The 17,341-nt window shown below is 35.1% G+C and carries 15 protein-coding genes; 2 read left to right on the top strand and 13 right to left on the bottom strand.

Annotation, left to right across the window (positions count from 1 at the left end; translation table 11 throughout):
- Window positions 1-4: 4 nt before the first annotated feature.
- The 8 genes from R2S10_RS08610 to R2S10_RS08575 all read right to left on the bottom strand — a co-directional run bounded on the left by R2S10_RS08610 (window position 5) and on the right by R2S10_RS08575 (window position 6,454).
- Window positions 5-382 carry a hypothetical protein gene (locus R2S10_RS08610; RefSeq protein ID WP_316840045.1) on the bottom strand — a complete coding sequence of 126 codons (378 nt, stop codon included), beginning with the start codon at window positions 380-382 and terminating at the stop codon, window positions 5-7.
- Between the two features lie 20 nt (window positions 383-402).
- Window positions 403-2,862, bottom strand: coding sequence for a TraG family conjugative transposon ATPase (locus R2S10_RS08605; protein WP_316840044.1), 2,460 nt, complete (start codon window positions 2,860-2,862; stop codon window positions 403-405).
- Window positions 2,859-3,191 carry a DUF4133 domain-containing protein gene (locus tag R2S10_RS08600; protein WP_316840043.1) on the bottom strand — a complete coding sequence of 111 codons (333 nt, stop codon included), beginning with the start codon at window positions 3,189-3,191 and terminating at the stop codon, window positions 2,859-2,861. Before R2S10_RS08600 ends, R2S10_RS08605 begins: the two co-directional genes overlap by 4 nt.
- An 84-nt stretch (window positions 3,192-3,275) precedes the next feature.
- Window positions 3,276-3,620, bottom strand: coding sequence for a DUF4134 domain-containing protein (locus R2S10_RS08595; protein ID WP_316840042.1), 345 nt, complete (start codon window positions 3,618-3,620; stop codon window positions 3,276-3,278).
- 103 nt (window positions 3,621-3,723) lie between these two features.
- Window positions 3,724-4,239, bottom strand: coding sequence for a hypothetical protein (locus R2S10_RS08590; protein ID WP_316840041.1), 516 nt, complete (start codon window positions 4,237-4,239; stop codon window positions 3,724-3,726).
- A gap of 147 nt (window positions 4,240-4,386) precedes the next feature.
- Entirely contained in the window at window positions 4,387-5,235 is an 849-nt protein-coding gene (locus R2S10_RS08585) for an RteC domain-containing protein (protein ID WP_316840040.1), read from the bottom strand.
- A gap of 304 nt (window positions 5,236-5,539) precedes the next feature.
- Window positions 5,540-5,818 (bottom strand): hypothetical protein, encoded by a 279-nt coding sequence (locus R2S10_RS08580; RefSeq protein ID WP_316840039.1) that lies wholly within the window; start codon window positions 5,816-5,818, stop codon window positions 5,540-5,542.
- A 6-nt stretch (window positions 5,819-5,824) separates the two neighbouring features.
- A complete protein-coding gene (locus tag R2S10_RS08575; RefSeq protein WP_316840038.1) occupies window positions 5,825-6,454 on the bottom strand; it encodes a hypothetical protein in 630 nt (209 codons plus the stop codon).
- A 459-nt stretch (window positions 6,455-6,913) separates the two neighbouring features.
- Between R2S10_RS08575 and R2S10_RS08570 the strand changes: the two genes are divergently transcribed.
- A complete protein-coding gene (locus R2S10_RS08570; RefSeq protein WP_316840037.1) occupies window positions 6,914-7,294 on the top strand; it encodes a hypothetical protein in 381 nt (126 codons plus the stop codon).
- Between the two features lie 45 nt (window positions 7,295-7,339).
- On the opposite strand, the gene R2S10_RS08565 is transcribed toward R2S10_RS08570, so the two are convergent.
- Entirely contained in the window at window positions 7,340-8,287 is a 948-nt protein-coding gene (locus R2S10_RS08565) for a helix-turn-helix transcriptional regulator (RefSeq protein ID WP_316840036.1), read from the bottom strand.
- A 41-nt stretch (window positions 8,288-8,328) separates the two neighbouring features.
- On the bottom strand, window positions 8,329-8,898 hold the full coding sequence (locus R2S10_RS08560) for a GNAT family N-acetyltransferase (RefSeq protein WP_316840035.1): 570 nt from the start codon (window positions 8,896-8,898) through the stop codon (window positions 8,329-8,331).
- A 374-nt stretch (window positions 8,899-9,272) separates the two neighbouring features.
- Between R2S10_RS08560 and R2S10_RS08555 the strand changes: the two genes are divergently transcribed.
- Window positions 9,273-13,004, top strand: a complete 3,732-nt coding sequence (locus R2S10_RS08555) for a hypothetical protein (RefSeq protein WP_316840034.1) — start codon at window positions 9,273-9,275, stop codon at window positions 13,002-13,004.
- A 155-nt stretch (window positions 13,005-13,159) separates the two neighbouring features.
- On the opposite strand, the gene mobC (R2S10_RS08550) is transcribed toward R2S10_RS08555, so the two are convergent.
- From mobC (R2S10_RS08550) to mobC (R2S10_RS08540), 3 genes are read right to left on the bottom strand one after another with little or no spacing between them, the layout of a single operon-like run.
- Window positions 13,160-15,196, bottom strand: coding sequence for a conjugal transfer protein MobC (gene mobC, locus R2S10_RS08550; protein ID WP_316840033.1), 2,037 nt, complete (start codon window positions 15,194-15,196; stop codon window positions 13,160-13,162).
- Window positions 15,197-15,205: 9 nt separating this feature from the next.
- A complete protein-coding gene (locus R2S10_RS08545; RefSeq protein WP_316840032.1) occupies window positions 15,206-16,480 on the bottom strand; it encodes a relaxase/mobilization nuclease domain-containing protein in 1,275 nt (424 codons plus the stop codon).
- Window positions 16,465-16,872, bottom strand: coding sequence for a plasmid mobilization relaxosome protein MobC (mobC, locus tag R2S10_RS08540; protein WP_316840031.1), 408 nt, complete (start codon window positions 16,870-16,872; stop codon window positions 16,465-16,467). Before mobC (R2S10_RS08540) ends, R2S10_RS08545 begins: the two co-directional genes overlap by 16 nt.
- Window positions 16,873-17,341 lie beyond the last annotated feature (469 nt).

The following is a 17,341-nucleotide window of genomic DNA, read 5'->3' as shown; positions in this document are numbered from 1 at the left end:
TCTGTTAATTGATACGCTTAAAAACGCCTTTCTCAAGCATCAATAAGCCTTTTTTGATGTCAAATGAAATCTCTCTGCCTTTTCTAGTTTCAATAAGGATCTTTGAATCCTCATTATAAGATCCCATCAATTCTTCTGTTTCATAAAGCATTTTACCTGCTTTACCCGTGTTGTCTATGATCTGAACTCCGGTTTTACGATGAATCAAATAATCATTGCCTTTATTGTGTTCTACGATTAAAGTGTCAAAGGCAATACTAAACTCACTCGAAGCTCGATTGATATAGGTTCCAGGGATATTGTTTTGGATAGAGCTATTGCAAGCAAAAAATGATAAGGTAATTAACGTGGTAACCAAGAGTTGAATTTTAAGGCTTTTCATAACATCGATAATTAAATGGTTTATAAACTAGTAATTCCGTTACGGATATCAGCTGCTAGTGCGGCGACCCCTTTATGGATGTCGCCGTATTTGGCAGCGTACTCTTCCACCTTCATCTTTTCACTCTCCTCAGTCGTATAAACCAAATATTCTTCAAGACAAAGTTCATTTCGGTAAACGTTCATCTGCTGACCGCCCTGATCTATAAAGATTTCCCTATAGGGATTTCCTGGTTCATTAGCCAAATTCAATGACAAGAGCAAGGTTTTGGCTTTATCTGACAAGCCTAATGCGTCTTGTAACTTCTCAAATTTGTTCATGAACTTCCGCATGTCTAATAAGAGTTTTGTATCTGAAAGATTGATTACCGTTTCCTTAATGATCGGCGAGCTGATCAGGTCGTCTACTTCCTGAGTGATCAGAGCAGCAATCCCGTTGAACTTTCGAACCGTCTTGTACAAGTATTTAATGAAATTTGCCATACCAGACTTAGCAATAGCAATCCAGGCCTCATCAATAGCCAATATTTTACGTTTCCCCTTTAGCTTACGCATTTTGGAAATGAACATCTCCATGATGATAATTGTTACCACTGGAAAAAGGATTTCATGAGATTTGATATTATCCAATTCAAATACAATGAAGCGTTCATTCAACAGATCTAGGTTTTCAGTAGCATTAAGCAGATAATCAAATTCTCCTCCTTTGTAATAAGGGTTTAACACATAAAGGAAATTAGATATATCGAAATCTTTTTCCTTTACATCCCCATTCTTTAGAACGACCAGGTATTTTTCCATAAGGAAATCATAAAAGGAGTTAAAACAAGGGAAGACTTCGGTATTTGCACTCAGATGTTCATAATACAAGGTAATAGCACCCGAAATTGCTACATATTCACTTCGATTATAATCCTCACTATCTTTCTTCCAGAGGGCAATGAGCAAAGTTTTTAGGCTTTCTTTTTTTTCTACATCCAGCTTATCATCTTTCCCGATATAAAAAGGGTTAAAACGAATTGGATTATCCTCAGTGTAGGTGAAATAATACCCTTTAACAGCATCACACAAACCTTTATAACTACCTCCAATATCAATGGTTACACAATGAGCGCCATCATCATACAAACTACGTAGGAGGTGGCACATTGCTAGACTCTTCCCAGCACCACTACTGCCACAACAGAACAGATTTCTATTCGTTATCAATCCAGATTTCATTGGAGCATTGAATAAATCAACAAAGAGTGGTTGACCACAAAGCCGATCACCTAAGCGCAGGCCTGACTGATCAGATCTGTTACTGCCTTCCATATTCATAAAACAGGTTGCCTGTTCTGCAAAAGTGTCGAACGTATCGTTCATTGGAAAATCAGCTTCATTGCCAGGCATTCCGGCATACCAGATCTGGGGGGCTCCATCAGTCTCTTCTTTACAAACTGAATCCATAACTGACATTGCAGAACCGATCTTATTCTTTAATTCTCCCAATTCCGAAATCTGATCAGCCCATGCTAGGACATTGAAATGGGCTTTGACTGGAAGTTTTTGAGTAGCAATAGCCTCATTTAAAAAATCATTGCAGGCATCCCTGCTAATCGCATTTTCCCGAGAGTAAGCAGATAAAGACTGTAATCGCAATCTCTTTGTTTCTAGCTTTTTAATGGTTTTTTTGGCATCACCAATAAATACAAATTGGTTGTAAATATGGTTACAGTCCAATAATTGACCTAGTGGGGTAGCAAAACCAATACTGTATTTTGTCTTATCTGTTGAGTACTTATCATAATTAATTCTAGATGCGCATGTAGCTGGTAGGTCTACAGGATCGGACAATGTATATAATTGACAATGCTTGTCGCCAATGCGAATTTCATCTTTAATATGGATGTCTCTGATCACAGACTGCTGGTTCCGACCCAGGAGAAAGCAGTATTTTTCAATAATACCAGGTTTGTTGGCTGTCCCAGCCAATTCATCATCATTTAATCTACGGAGATGAATGGCAGAACCATCCGAAAGTATCCGCTCAAACTGCCCACAAGATGATAAGAAATTAGCCAGTACTTTTTCATCATGAGACATTACTGGTGTAATAGATTTCCGAAGTATATTGGAATACGCTGAGGACGCTAGCTTTCTTCCCAGAGGTTTTTGAGTTAAAAAGATAAAACATTGATGATCTAAGTAAGGTCGTCCTTTGAAGAACTGTCCAGCTGCCTGAGTAAGCAAGTTTTCAGTATTTTCAAATGCTTCTACTTTAGATTTCATGAACCAATCAGCTTTGTGAAAAACCGTTCCATTTCTTAATACCCTTAAAGCTTTAACAAACCTTTGGTGAAGTGCTTCAAAATCCTGAATGGACTGAGTGCCGATCACGGGTAAAGTCACTTCATACGCGATTGTCACATCACCGAACATAGAGATCATTGCACCTGATTCAACTTTCCAGATTGGCAGTATTTTTTCAATTTCGATCATACTAATTTCCTCCCCGATCTCAAGCCAGTAAATGCACGCCTTGATTTAAACTTGATATACCTCGGTAAGCCACGTTTGGTAATGTACTTGCTCAATCCATGTACACCAAAGCGCTTTGAAAGCATCGTGACCGAAAAGAACAATCCAGTTCCCAATCCAACAACTACCGGCAGCAAAACGATCAAAGGCACACCGATGATGTATAACATTGAAAACGAGAGGAGCAGAATCACCAGGCCGGAAGCAAGGTAAGCTATGTACTGGCCATACAGACCCCGAAACTCTATTGGCTTATTAATGCCTTTATTGATTTGATATATTGAACTCATAAAAGTTGTTTTTATTTAATGGCGAGCAGAACAGCGATGCCATTCTTATACAGGCGGTGCGTTCCGCTCACCATGAATTATTTGTTAAATACCAAAGAATGATTTAAGTACAGTTGCCACTACAACTAAAAAAATACAAGAGCCAAACCATGCTGCTGCCACCTTGTTGGTGTCAGGTTCTCCAGCATTCCATTTGTTAAATACTTTCACAGCGCCGATCAAGCCTACTACTGCACCTATGGCATACATTAAATCACAACCGGTATCGAAGTAACCTGTTACTTTGTTTGTTGCTTCTCTTATTCCTGCTTCACCATCCTGAGCGAAAAGCTTGATACTACAAAGCATACTGTAGCTGCAAAGGATGATGGACAGTAACCAGCATTTGGTAATCATTTGTTTTTTTTGACTTTCAAAATTTTCCTTCATGTATTCGTTAATTTTAGTTCCTTAATTAGTAGCTTTCTTTTGCCACCATCGTTATCTGAAAAGAAACAGCAATCGAGTCATACACTTCAAAAAAATATCTCTCCTAAATCCAAAGGCGTTCTAGTTCTTCTTCTTCCAGGTGAAAAGGCAAATGCTCCAGTATAAATTCATCAAGCTGTGGTAATAAATCAGATGAACTAATTTTTGGATATTTATTTTTGATCAAGCTGAATAATGAAAAGAAATCTTCCTTAGTGCCGTCTTCCTTTTCCAAAATCCTGCAAATGCTCTTAATCTCCTCCTGTACATCTGCAAGTTCTCCTAATGAGTCCAACTTCGTAGTGGATTCCAATACAGGTAAAAAGTTGAACTCATCTGCTTCAATCACGCTTACACCATGTTCCTCCACCTGTTTTCCAACGAGGTCTGCATCCGTGTCATCAACCTCGTCTTGCCAGCTATGAAGTAGTGGTTCTGGATTTTGAACGTTTCTGCCAGGTGAAAAAAAATTGGAGATCTCAGTTTTGTAGTATAAAAATCCGACACCTAAGTACCAGACTACACTCAAGATCAGTGCAGCAACTAAGAAGTGCTGCCATGTGAATGCTTCTAACATCATAATTTTTTTGATTTTATCCGCTGCAACATTGCCTCGGAATTACAGAAACAAAATTTGAAAAGTTGGAACTGAGTTAATCTCTAGTAGTGATCAATAAATATGTTATGGCTTTAATTATAGATTTAATGATGTAGTAGCATAGATTTATCAATCATCATCATCCATATAATCCAGCAGGGCTACCCGGATCTGATCAATAAAATGAGTACGGGAAATTCTTTTTCTGCGTTTGATTTCCCTAAAGCGATTAGCAGGGATGCCAATCGTTACGCCAAAGCTCTCCTCAAGCCAACGAAATATATCCGCTAGTGAGGCTTTATTATTATTGAGTTGTTTCGAAAGATAAAGCGCATACCCTAATTCGACCAAGTTTACAACTTCACCAGTCCAGTCAAATCGTTTAACTGTATTTCCGGTTGTGGGTATAATTGTCTGGATTTTTTCATCCAGTTTTTTAAGCTGATTCAAAATAAATTCCTGCAACAATTCATAGGCAATAAATTTGGCGAAAAGGTAATCACCTCCTGTGCAGAAAGCAAGATTAAGCTCAGGTACTTCTGTAAGTAGTTTTGAGGGAACAAAGGCCTGTCTTAGAAATAAAGAGTCATCCAATTCAGTAAATCCTGAACGATAATATTCATAATAGAAAGCGTGTTGCTTAAAAAAACGCGAGATAAAGGCTAGTTCCTCTAAAAAATATGTTCTAACCATTTCATCAGTTCCTACAGGCTTCTGGTTTATTAAAGTAAAAATGGCTCCATGAAAGATTTTCTGAGCATAGTATTCGGGTTTTTCAAATTTAAAGAAATAGATCTCCTCAAATTTGTCTTTAAAGTCCATAGCAGTGACAGTTGTTCTGACTTCATCCAAGAAATTATCAACAAGATGAAGGGACTGGTTGAACTTTTCAAGAGGAGTAAGTTCTTGTTTGCTCAAAATTTCGGAAAGTTTGGTACATAGATTTCTAAAATCTTGCTTAGAGGTGTTTTTACGCATATAGATGATTGTTAAAGTAAACCTACCCTTGCCTGTTGACTGGCAATAATTAATTCACAAGGCGTAGGAATTAGTAGATGTTTACCATAGGCTACTTGATTTTGATCAAAGGCCAAAGTGCAAACGGATCAATAAAAAAACATCAGGGTATACCCTGATTTTCAGATATAGGGATAAACCCCTATATGTCAAAAAACAAACTCATCAGCAAAAAACAAAAAAACACGCTCAGAACTTAATCTGAAGCGTGTTAATCACATTCTAAAATTTTGCGGGTACTTCTATAGCTCCTCAAGCATTTGAGTTACTCCATTATTAGATCTGGATGGTCATTGAAAAGCTCCTTGAGTGTTTTACCTTCCACATCTTGATTGGTGAGTTCCCCAAGCTCAAAACCAAAAAGTTTCTCTAGTCTAATAACTTTTTCGTAAGGAATGTCTTTTGATTCACCAACCTCAATTCGTCTATAATTATGAAATGTATTATAAGCGATTCCTAAAATTTCTGGAATCAATTTACTAGCTTTTTTATAATCTGTTACATTCAAAGAATACAGATATTGATCAATTTTATACTTTTTCATACGATATTAATATTTTAAGTGATTAATAGATGTTTCAAATGTGTCGACAGCTTTTATTGAGTCAATTACATCAATTGTTTGATTTACGTAGTAAATTAAATAAACTGTCTCAATTAATTTTTCAGTATATTCCTGAATAATTACCATCTCACTACCTTCCTCCATGACTTCATCAATGGTGGTTTCCCTATAGGCGTATTCAACTAACTGACTAAAAGTAAGTCTCCATTCATTGAGATTTTTGTGATTAAAGAAATCCTCGAAGAATACATTTGTATTTGACAGTTCCTTAGTCGATAAGAGTCTGAGACAAGAAGATCTAATATTATTGAAGGACTTTTTAAAGGCAATTTGATCTAAATTGCGTAATGACTCACTCTGATACATAGAGAATGTTTCATCCTGAGATAAAAGGATGTGGGATATTTCCAAAAATTTCAATAACTGTCTATAGTTAAAAAAATAATTGTCGCTATTGCCGCATTTCTGATTTGAACAAGCCGATTTTATAAGATCTAAGATCTGCTGTCGGAATTCATTTAAATCACATTCATAGGTGCAAAAATCAACAATAAATGCTATTGGATTTTCTCTTTCATTGTCTGAAAGATGGGTGTAGTGAAGTTTATTTTCCATATACTCATTATTAGCACTGTTATAATGAGCCTTGACTAGTAGATTACCAATAATCACAATAGGGCTGATTACCCACTTAGTCTATTGTTCATTGGCTCTGACAAAGCCATCCTAACCTTTCGGTTAAGCACCCAACAAAAGACATAAGCGAGCACCAGCCCTATAGTACAATATAGGGTTTGGCTGCTACACTTACACTCGTTGGGTTCTAAACTGTCAGATTTATGAACGAGGCTCGATAAGCAGTTCTAATTTTTACATGAAGAACTGCAAAAATATTATTTATTCTTAATTACTATTAGTTTATTTTAAGGTTGCATAGTCTTTTAAATTATAATCAATGTAAAAATTGACAAATAATAAATGAATATAAACAATAATCAATTAAAATCAAATAATTAATCAATAAAAAATAAAGAGTATAGGTTTTACTTTTAGATACGCTAAAATATTTACAAATTGAGGAAACCCAAAGATTTAAAAGGAAGAGGAAAAAGTTTGTATGCTGCGGTAGTAATGAGCAGATTTTCAAATAAAGATGCGGCATTGAATGCAGGATACAAGGAAAATACATTCTATTCTCACATCAAGCAAGAATATTTAGATTTTAACATTCTTGCAAAATATGGCAGAGCAATAAACTATGATTTTTCTATGGAGTATCCTGAGATGGATGATATATTTCCAAAGGTAGTTAGTAAGGGTGCAGATCAATACAAAGACTACGATGCCCTACAGACGAAATACATGACACTCTTGGAAAAACACAAAGATTTAATGGAAAAATACACAGAAATCCAGGAACGAGTTAATTCACTAGAGTATAGACTAAAAAAATAAGTCCTAGTGTATTTACCACTCAAGAAGTAAAATCATTAAAAATCATCAATTAACTCGGGTAACAAAGCCTAGTGTCCCTTGTAAATCTATTTTTTTATTTACTCCAGTTTTAGAAAATATTTTCTGAACATGTGAGTCTACAGTTTTTTCTGTGATGTAGAGCATTTCCCCAATCTGTCTGTAGGTCATTCCAACACATAGGAGTTCCGCAATTTCACATTCCCTTTTAGTCAATTTATAATCATAGCAATTGTGCTTAAAATCCTCTCTCTGCTTCTCTAATAGTTCATCTCTAACAATAAGACGTTCTTTTTGTTTCCTTTCGTCCTTTCCAGACCTCATTAAAAAGAGAATCGTTATGATTACAAATCCAAGGTTGGTAAACAACACTTCAATCCACTGACTGATGTTAAAATATGCAAATACAGCTAAACAAACCCATGGAAATACGGCAAAATAAACCAAAACCATTTCGGTTTTTTTTAATGGGTATGAGGAAGCTTGATTTTGTTTAATATATTTTCGAATTGCCCAGAGAATCGACCATAAGATAAACAACGAGTATAGAAATGGAATAATGAGTCCATAATTAATTGAAAAGTCAAGATCCTTTGTGTACGAATATATAATAACAAAAAACACTACAAAAGGTAAAAGGACAAATAGCGGGACACCATAAATAGCGGTAAAGCGCAGGCTTTCCAGATTAAAGGCCTTGTAAAAATAGTAAGGAAAGTATGATGCCATTAGAAATCCTGATCCATAGGCTATTATATTTTGAATATGAAAGGGAATGAGTGAGATGTTTTCATCAGGAAATAAGCCACCGGTGAGATTGTAAATGATTAGTAACAGAAGTAAAATGAGATACCACAATCGGCCTTTGTCGTCTGGCCATACATAATAACACCAAAGTTGTACGCCAAACATCATAAGTTCAATGATCAGAAAAATAATAGTCAATGCGTGCATTTCGGAATCGAAAACCGTCATAGAGAGCCGTTAATAAGGATGATATTTTGATTAAATTGTAATTAATACCTGAGAAAGTATAACCTGTACCCAACATCCACATCATTATAGATTGACAAACCATTTGCAGTATAAAATGATAGATTTTTCTCAGTTGAAGTCTCCAAAATTAATTGGCGTTTCATTTTTCCACTATCGATTATTAATTCTGAGAGCAGACTTTTACCAATACCTTGCGATTGAAAAGCTACATCTACTCCAATAAACCAGACGTAATATTTTAACCCTTCGGAATACTGAACTTTAGAAACGATAGATTCTTTATTCAGAATTTTAGCGACATTGAACAGTCCAATGACTGATACAACCAATCTGAAATTTCTTAATATTGATTTATAGGTCATCCTTTTTTTCTCAGGAAAGAGAACAAGAGCACATGCTTTCAAATCTTCTGAGATATAGACTATCCCGAAATCCATACATTCATCAAAAGCATAATTCATCAGTTTATAAATCCGATTGTTACGCCCCTTACGATTACCAACCAAGCTACCGATACTCTTATTTTCCCCGAAGGAATAGCTTAAAATTCTAATTATTTGTTCTTTATCTGAAGCTGTAGCTCTTTTCATATCTATAAACAGGATTTATGTCAGGCAATGTGCAGGAATCTTTAGCAGTAGCAATCTTATCTATAGGTATTTAGGCTATTAAACGATAAAATAATTGCTATTATTATCACATTAAAGATATTAAGTTAACAACTAAATAAAACAGATTCTTTTATTTTCTTATTTATTATAATAGAAAAACCCTTAAGCTCTAAAATATCAATAATTGTTTATTTTTAAGATATATGTATTATCATGATCTGACTCGAATCGCTTGATAAAGAAACCTTTAGAGCTTACAACATGTAGATGAAAGCTCATTAAGGATATTTCGCTATACCCTTAGGAATATCTTTTTGGCCTGTGAAGAAATTATTTTATCTAAAATTATGCATTTGAGTATATTTGAAAAGAGAGTTTTGGTATTCAGCCAGCATAATAACCCCAAAATAAATATGAAAAATCATTTATTAGCGCTACTCAGGTATTTTGACCGTCAGCTTCAACGGGGAATTATAAAAATGGAAGCTAGTTCAATGGAAACTATTAACCTTAATACCACTCCTCAACACGCATTTCAATCTTTATCACCTATAAGTAATGCAGATCCAGAAGGCGAATATACAAAAGCACTGACATGGGCACTTAAAAACCGAAAACAGGCCGATATTAAAAATCTTGCCATTACTGGAACTTATGGGTCAGGAAAAAGCAGTATACTCAAAACATTTCAAGCTCAGAATAGTGACCCTGATTTGTCATTTCTTAATATTTCATTAGCTACATTTAAAGAGGAAACTGCAAATAAGAATTCGCCAAAGGGATCCGATTTACTAAGATTGATTGAGTTAAGTGTTCTTCAACAAATCTTTTATCATGAAGAGGATGATAAGATCCCAGACTCTCGTTTCAAAAAGATCAAAAGTTTTAAACGGAAAAAATTATGGCTGTTATCTGTAGGGCTATTTCTTTTAGCTATTTCGACACTACACTTGATTAAACAGACTTGGTTGGAAGATTTAGTCGGGTTCCAATTCTCTAATCTAACTAAACAATTATTAACTTTTTCAAGTTTAATAATCGCCGTCGTTGGATACTTCTATATTATCTTCAAATCTATTCGCACAATTAGCAGTATAACTGTTAGCAAACTCAATGTTCATGATGCAGAAATTGAAATTAATAAGAACATTAGTAAATCTATTCTCAATAATCATTTGGATGAGTTATTATACTTTTTTGAAGTAACCGACTATACCGTAGTGATAATTGAAGATTTAGACAGGTTTGAACAAACGGAAATTTTCACAAAGCTTCGTGAATTAAACTTATTACTTAATTATTCGGATAAGATAAAGCGGGACATTGTTTTTATCTACGCGGTGAGGGATGACATGTTTAAGGACAAAGACCGCACCAAGTTCTTTGACTTTATTCTCCCAGTGATACCAGTTATAAATTCATCCAATTCAAATGAAAAGCTCCTTGAAATCGTCAAAAACAATAATTATACTATTAAATCAGAACTAATTGAAAATTTGTCGCTTTTCATAGATGATATGAGATTGCTGTACAATATTACCAATGAGTTTTATATCTATCACAAAAAATTAGGTAAATTAAATCAGGACAAGCTAATATCTATGGTTGTCTATAAGAATATTTATCCAAATGATTTTGTTGATTTAAGTAAGGGAGAAGGGCAACTGTATAACGTTTTCAATAAGAAAGCTTTTTTTATTAAAGAGAAGTTAAAAGAGGTTGATGATCAGATACATGGAATCAGAAATGATATTAAAGAAATTGAAGAAACCCAGATTACCGATGTCCATCAGCTTAGAATGATATACGTATATAAATATCTTGAAAAATTATCAAACATCTGTGCTTTTGTTATGAATGGCAAAACCTATAAATTCCATGAAGTAACTACTGAAACTGTATTTGAGTATTTTTTAAACGATAAAGTAAGTTATCAGTTTTTTACAAACGGATACAACAACTATACTGTGGCTAGTAGTTCTTTAAACTTAAAATTCACTGACATTGAAGCTGAAATTGATCCGGACCATACCTATTTGGAACGTCTAAATAGACTGAATGAGTGGAATACTGATAAAGTTGAGGACCTCAAAGTAAGAATAACCAAACTGGAAAGTGAAAAAACTAAAATCCGGCATTTTAAAATAAAAGATATTATCGCCTTAGGAGGCTGTAATATGGAACTTGAAAATAAGAAACAGTTACAACTTGTTAATATATTGTTGCGAAATGGATATATAAATGAAGACTACCAGGATTACATCTCTATTTTTTATGAAGGTAGCATAACAAAGGAAGACCGCGAATTCCTATTAAACGTGAAAGCACAGATTTCAAGTGAGTTCGATTATAAATTGAATAAAATTGACAAACTGATACCAAAGATTGATCCTATAGACTTTACTAAGGATTATATTCTTAATTATGATTTATTAGATCATGTACTTTTAAAAACGACTAATAAAACTCAAAAGCTTTTGATTTTTGATATTCTAAAAAATGAATCGGATAATTCAATTGCCTTTATCAATGGCTTCATAGATGATAGTAAGAATTTGGGGCTATTCATTAAAGAGCTTGCTAAGGTTTGGCAAAACATGTGGCATTTTATTTCCCAACAATCTTTATTTTCGAAGGAACAGATCAACGTCTATTTTATACTGATCATGAAATTTGCTGAAATTGATGATATCAAACTTCTTGCATCCAAATCTAAACTTAAGGCCGAAATCGCTAGTAGTCTTGACTTTTTAAACATTGATATTAATACCGAGAAAATAAAGCAAGTCATTACAGCTTTAGATATAAAATTCATTCACCTCAACCTCCTTAACGCCCCACAAGAACTTGCACTATTCGTTTATCATAAATATCACTATGTTTTTAATGAGCAGATGATCAGATCTATGATTATTTTGAACGGTAACTATAACGAAGATGATTTTAACAGAAAGAATTTCTATGCTATTAGCGAATCTGGATGTGCCCATTTAACTACTTATATCGATCAGTATATTGATAGCTATGTTTCAGGTGTTTATTTAATGCTTGATAAGAATACTGAAGAAGATGAAGGTGCTTTACTTGATTTACTAAATCATGCTAACCTGTCAGTGGAAAATAAGGAAGCGGTAATTGATCAGGTAAATACTAAGGTCATTGATATTGAAAATGTCGAGTTGATCGAAATTGCTCAGCTTTTGCTCCAAACGTCCAAGCTCACAGCAAAATGGCAAAATCTGATTTATTATTACCATGAGATTGAAGATGTACTCGATGAATATATTGTGGATTTTATAAATATAGAGTCTAATGCAAAAGACCTTTCAGGTGCCATGATAGACAATAAAAATCCAGTCCCAGACTTGATTACCGTTGAGAAATTTATAAAGAGCTTGATACTTAAAGAAAGTATTCATAATAGTTGCTATAAGCTTCTTTTAAAATCTGTACCTTATACCTATCGTAATTTGGCTTTTCAGGAACTCTCCACTGAGAAAGTGAGTTTAATTATAGATAGTAATTCCTTAACCTTGAATATTTCCAATTACGACTCACTACGAGACAATTATGAAAAATTGCATATAATGTTAATCGAGCAAAAGCAGGTAGCATTTATTGCAGCGATTGATGATTATACGATAGAGGAAATAGAAGTATTTGAATTATTAGCTTCAAAAACCTTCACGGATCAAAACAAAATGCAAATTATAAATCATGTCGATGAAGCTGTGATAATCGGCAGCGCTAGAGTATCCAGTATAATTGGCTTATTTATGATTAATAATGATCATGTGCAGGTAACTAAAAATATTCTTCTTCATATTTTACTCAACTGTCTCGATAGCAATCAGCGATTAAAGTTACTTTTCAGAAAAATTGCGCTTTTAACTAAGATTGAAATTACAAGTGTTTTAACCGCCTTACCTAAACCTTATTCAGAAATTGCTATGCTTGGAAAAAGACCTAAATTGGAAAGCACCCAGGAAAATTGGGCTTTTTCCAATAAATTGCTCAGTTCAGGATATATTAAGAACGCAACGGAAGAGAAAGGTAAAATCAGGATATCAACATACAGGCAATAAAATACCTTTCATTTCTACCGATAGATATATTGAGCCAATAACAGATTACAGGTATCATTCCAATTTTTATTGTTACCACATGTCAAAACAACTGCTTTGTTATTGGATGTTTATGGCTTAATTGTTCTATATCTTAGTTGCTATATTAAAGAGAATTACATAGACATAGGTTTTTGATTTCCTTTAGTTTTTGGAAATGGAACTGCTTTACGGATTGGGCGTTTTTTAGCACTAGACTTGGTTAATGATGTTTCTTTTTGCAGGTCTTTCAACTCATCTTGTAACAATTTTTGAATATCATTTTTGATCTTAATGTAATTCTCCTGTAAATCATCGTAACCGACTTCCTTTATCAAAGGAATAGGCACATAAAGAGCCTCTTCATATGCAATAGCCTCGTGGTCATTCTGTATTTCTGCATGAAACATTTTCAGATTGATCTTTTCATTTGGGCTATCAGCTACAATACCTACAAACTCGCCCGAAGATAAAGTAGCAATCTTTGATCCTGGTATAGCATAATCCATTTGGGTCGATTTCGAAACAGATGTTTCACTACTGTTGATGCTTACGCTTTCCCTGTCTTGTACAATCTTACCAAAAGTTTCAGAAAGCTTCTTGGCGCTATCACCAGTAACCTGGCCACTAATAATATTACCGGAAATCCCGGCAATGATTTCGGCAAATTCGCTACCATATTCCTTCTTCATCTGCTCAATAGACTGAATTCCCAGCGTACAACTAATTAAATTGGATCTGCCTGTACTGATCGTGCTAACGATGCCCATTGCTACTAAAGTCGGAAATTCATCAAAAATTAGGCTGGACTTCAATTTACCCTTCTTGTTAACCAGTTTCAATAGCCTACTTACATATAAAGACAATACCGCACCATAAGTATCAATTTTTTGGGGATTATTCCCCATACACACAATTTTTGGGGCATCGGGATTATTAATGTCCAAAGTAAAATCATTCCCAGACAGGACGTAATACAGTTGTGGGGATGATAGTCTCGCTAATCCAATCTTGGCACTGGCAATCTGTCCTTCTAACTGCGCCATTGCATTGTTCCTATAGGCTGAGATGAACGGATTAATCAATGCTTTAATTTCTTCTTCTTTTTCCAGTAGGGTAAACAAAGGGCCATAATCGATCATCATCAGTTCTATCACATGCGGTAGGGTGCAATATTGACCATTCTTATATTTACGTAAGTACCAGATGATTGCCGTCAAAAAGTTAATCGGACTCTCAACAAAAAAATCTCCGGTCTTTTTTAACCATTCCTTGTTTAAACCGAGCATGATCGTCCTACTTGATTCTGTAGCATCAGTAATGTCATCCATACTTTCAGGATGGAGGGGATTGCAACGATGTTTGGGATGCTCCAGGTCAATGACGTAAAATTTCGGTTTAACCTTATAGTTCTTATAGTATTTAAGCAACTTATTATAGGCCATTTTACTCAAATCATCAAACTTGAAATCATACACGAACATGGAGAATCCCTTTTTTAAATGCTGATCTATAATGTGCCGGATGACAAAATAAGTCTTTCCTGAACCTGCTGACCCAGAAACCAAAATACTCCTGAAAGGGTTCACACAATTGATCCAGCCATTTCTGACTTGGTTTTTAAGTCTATATTTTGTGGGCAAATTGACAGAGTATTCATTTTCTAATAGCCGTTCTTCCTGCGGAAAGGTTTCATTCTCCGAATTAAAAACGTCCTTGCTGAGATTCAACTTAATCAGTCTTGACAGCCAAGTGCCACCAGTAAGGATCAGTAAATACCCGATGCTAGTCAAGCCAATGTATAAGCCAGATATGAGAAAGATACTTCCTGATAAGTAAAACACCAACAGACTAAGAAAGTAAATTAACGTACCACCTAACAGGTAAACAACTATGCTATTCTTTTGAATTTTCTCATCCTTTTTCCCTTTTGTGCCCAGCAAGGATATACACAAAAACAATAAGGTTGCCAGTTTTGGTTTAAGCCAGTCGCTAAAAAGCCCCGTTTTAACAATATTGCTAATTATACGATCTGTGATTTCAGCTGTAAAACCCCATAGCTGAAAATCTTTATAGCATAAGACATAAAAGTGAATGACTAGTATGGCTATACTGATTAGCCTGGTCAGATCAATGATCTTACGTAAGCCTTGTGTATCCTCTCCGGTATTCATAATTTAGTTTTATAAAGTGAGTTCCTGATTGATTTGTTGATAGCGTTTTCTACGCTTTTTCTTTTTACGTGGTATTCCTGTATTATATTCAGGTTGTGGTGTATCCAATAACTTTTCTAATAAATTAGGATTGGGTAATCTTAAATAAGTATTTGAGATGGAATCAGTTTGACGTTCCCTTCGAAGTGCAGGGCGCAATATTGGTTTCTTATCGGCATTAATCTGTTTACTGATTTTGTTGAACCTTTCCGTAATTGATTTTGCACTGTAGTCTTTTCCTAAATCACTACCATTGAATACCACTTTATTTTGGTGATCTATAAACGTGATGCCGAAAATCACCCCTTGTTCATTTTCCCTAAATTGAAGGTCAATTCTGAGTTTATTAGCTTCTTCCTCAAATTTGGATTTGGTAATACTACTGTATTTGCCAAATACCAGATCAATCCGCTGTTTAAGATTAACCTTATGTTTCTTTCGCTTATCCGAGTTTATTTCAAATTTCTTCTCCAGGTTTCGCAGTGTAGGTTTACTATAGAATGAACTGGCCTTTACTGGAACACCTACAGGGACACCTCTTGCATCTAGTAGAGAGAACATCAATCCCTTATTCTGATACATAGGTGTATGTTCTGCACCGCGTAATGCCGTTACATTAAAACATTTCAGGACGGCATTATATTCAGCTAATGATGTAAACTTATAATCCCTAGAGACTGCTGTGATGATGTTACTGATTGCCCGTTTCGTAGGTATTTTACCATACTTCACTTTCTGCGGATCGGCCTTTATGATTCCAGATTCTTGTTTAATGGCTTTGGATTCTGCCTTGATGAGATTGTAATCTTCCTCAATTACCTTTCTAGCTTCTTCGGACTTCAGCGCATTGTTATGTAGATCAATCCTTTTTCCCTGGGCGGTGATGTTTGTCGTTACTATATGTACGTGCATATGGGCGGCATCATCGTGGCGGTAAACCAGAAAAGGCTGATCACCATAGCCAATCTTTTCCATATAGCTATTTGCAATCTGTTGTAACGCTGTATCGTCAAGCTTTTCACTGGAATGGAAGTTTAGTGAAATGTGAATGGTATTCGTTTTTACATTAGGGTTTAATTCCAATAAATGCTGGAAGCGGTTCAATTTCTGATTGAAATTTAGTTGCTCAATTTCCCCAGCAAACCCACTTGCCATAATCAAAATAGCTTCGCCTTCAATTACTTTGTTCTCATTGTAGTGCAGTGCCCCACGAATACTTTTCCCTGCGGTTATTTTTGCAACCATTTGTCAGCGAGTTTGGAAATGAGGATTAACAGATCATCTACTTTTGCATCCACCTTTTTATATTGGTCTGCAATTTTCAATACATAAAATGCCCTGTGCGTTTCTGCTTTATCCTGATTAAAGCTACGTGTGATTTGGTTGATGTTGATACCGATTGCCTTTAATTCCTTACGGATCAGCGCCAGTTCTTCCATAGTGGAATTAAGGGTCATGTCCTTATGGAACATTGTGATCTTTTCCTGGCTCAATATTTTTCTTGCTACACTACCAACAGAATGGCAATCACTGTTCAGGCGGATCTTATCCAGTCGCAGGTAACTCTTTTCTGTTACTCTTGTCCGTACAAAACGGGTAAGAAGCTGATCAGGATGAGGAGATTTCTTTCTTGGCATGACATGTATGTATAGAAGTTAAAAGAGGCAAGTTCCGCAGCCGATTTAAGCCATCGAGAATGGTTTTCGTGGACGAAAATATATCTTTGCTTAGACCACACGGGCTACAGAAATCTCCTTACAGAAGTGCTTTTAAACTCTGATAAATGGTGAAATGAAGATTGATGGGTTGGGGAGAAATTATTGTGATTTCTTTTCTAATTTCTGGATTGAATGAATCTGTTCCAATGGGAGGAAACTCCTCAGCAATTGCCGAATTCTCTGCCGGGTTGATTGTTTCACCATTTTAAATTTAAGGTGAGGGGTGCCGTTAAACTTTCTACCTTTTACATTTGGATCTTTTTGTCTGCTCATGGCTATCTGTTTTTTGATAGTCCAAAATTGAGTAGACTGAAAGTGAGTTGGTCTCTAGTAGAGATAAAAAAGTATCTTTAGTTAACTACTAAGTTGTTAAACTAATATGCTCCAC

Source organism: Pedobacter gandavensis (genome assembly GCF_032678745.1).
In the GTDB taxonomy this organism is placed as follows: Bacteria; Bacteroidota; Bacteroidia; order Sphingobacteriales; family Sphingobacteriaceae; genus Pedobacter; species Pedobacter gandavensis_C.
This window is presented reverse-complemented; position numbering and strand designations above follow the sequence as displayed.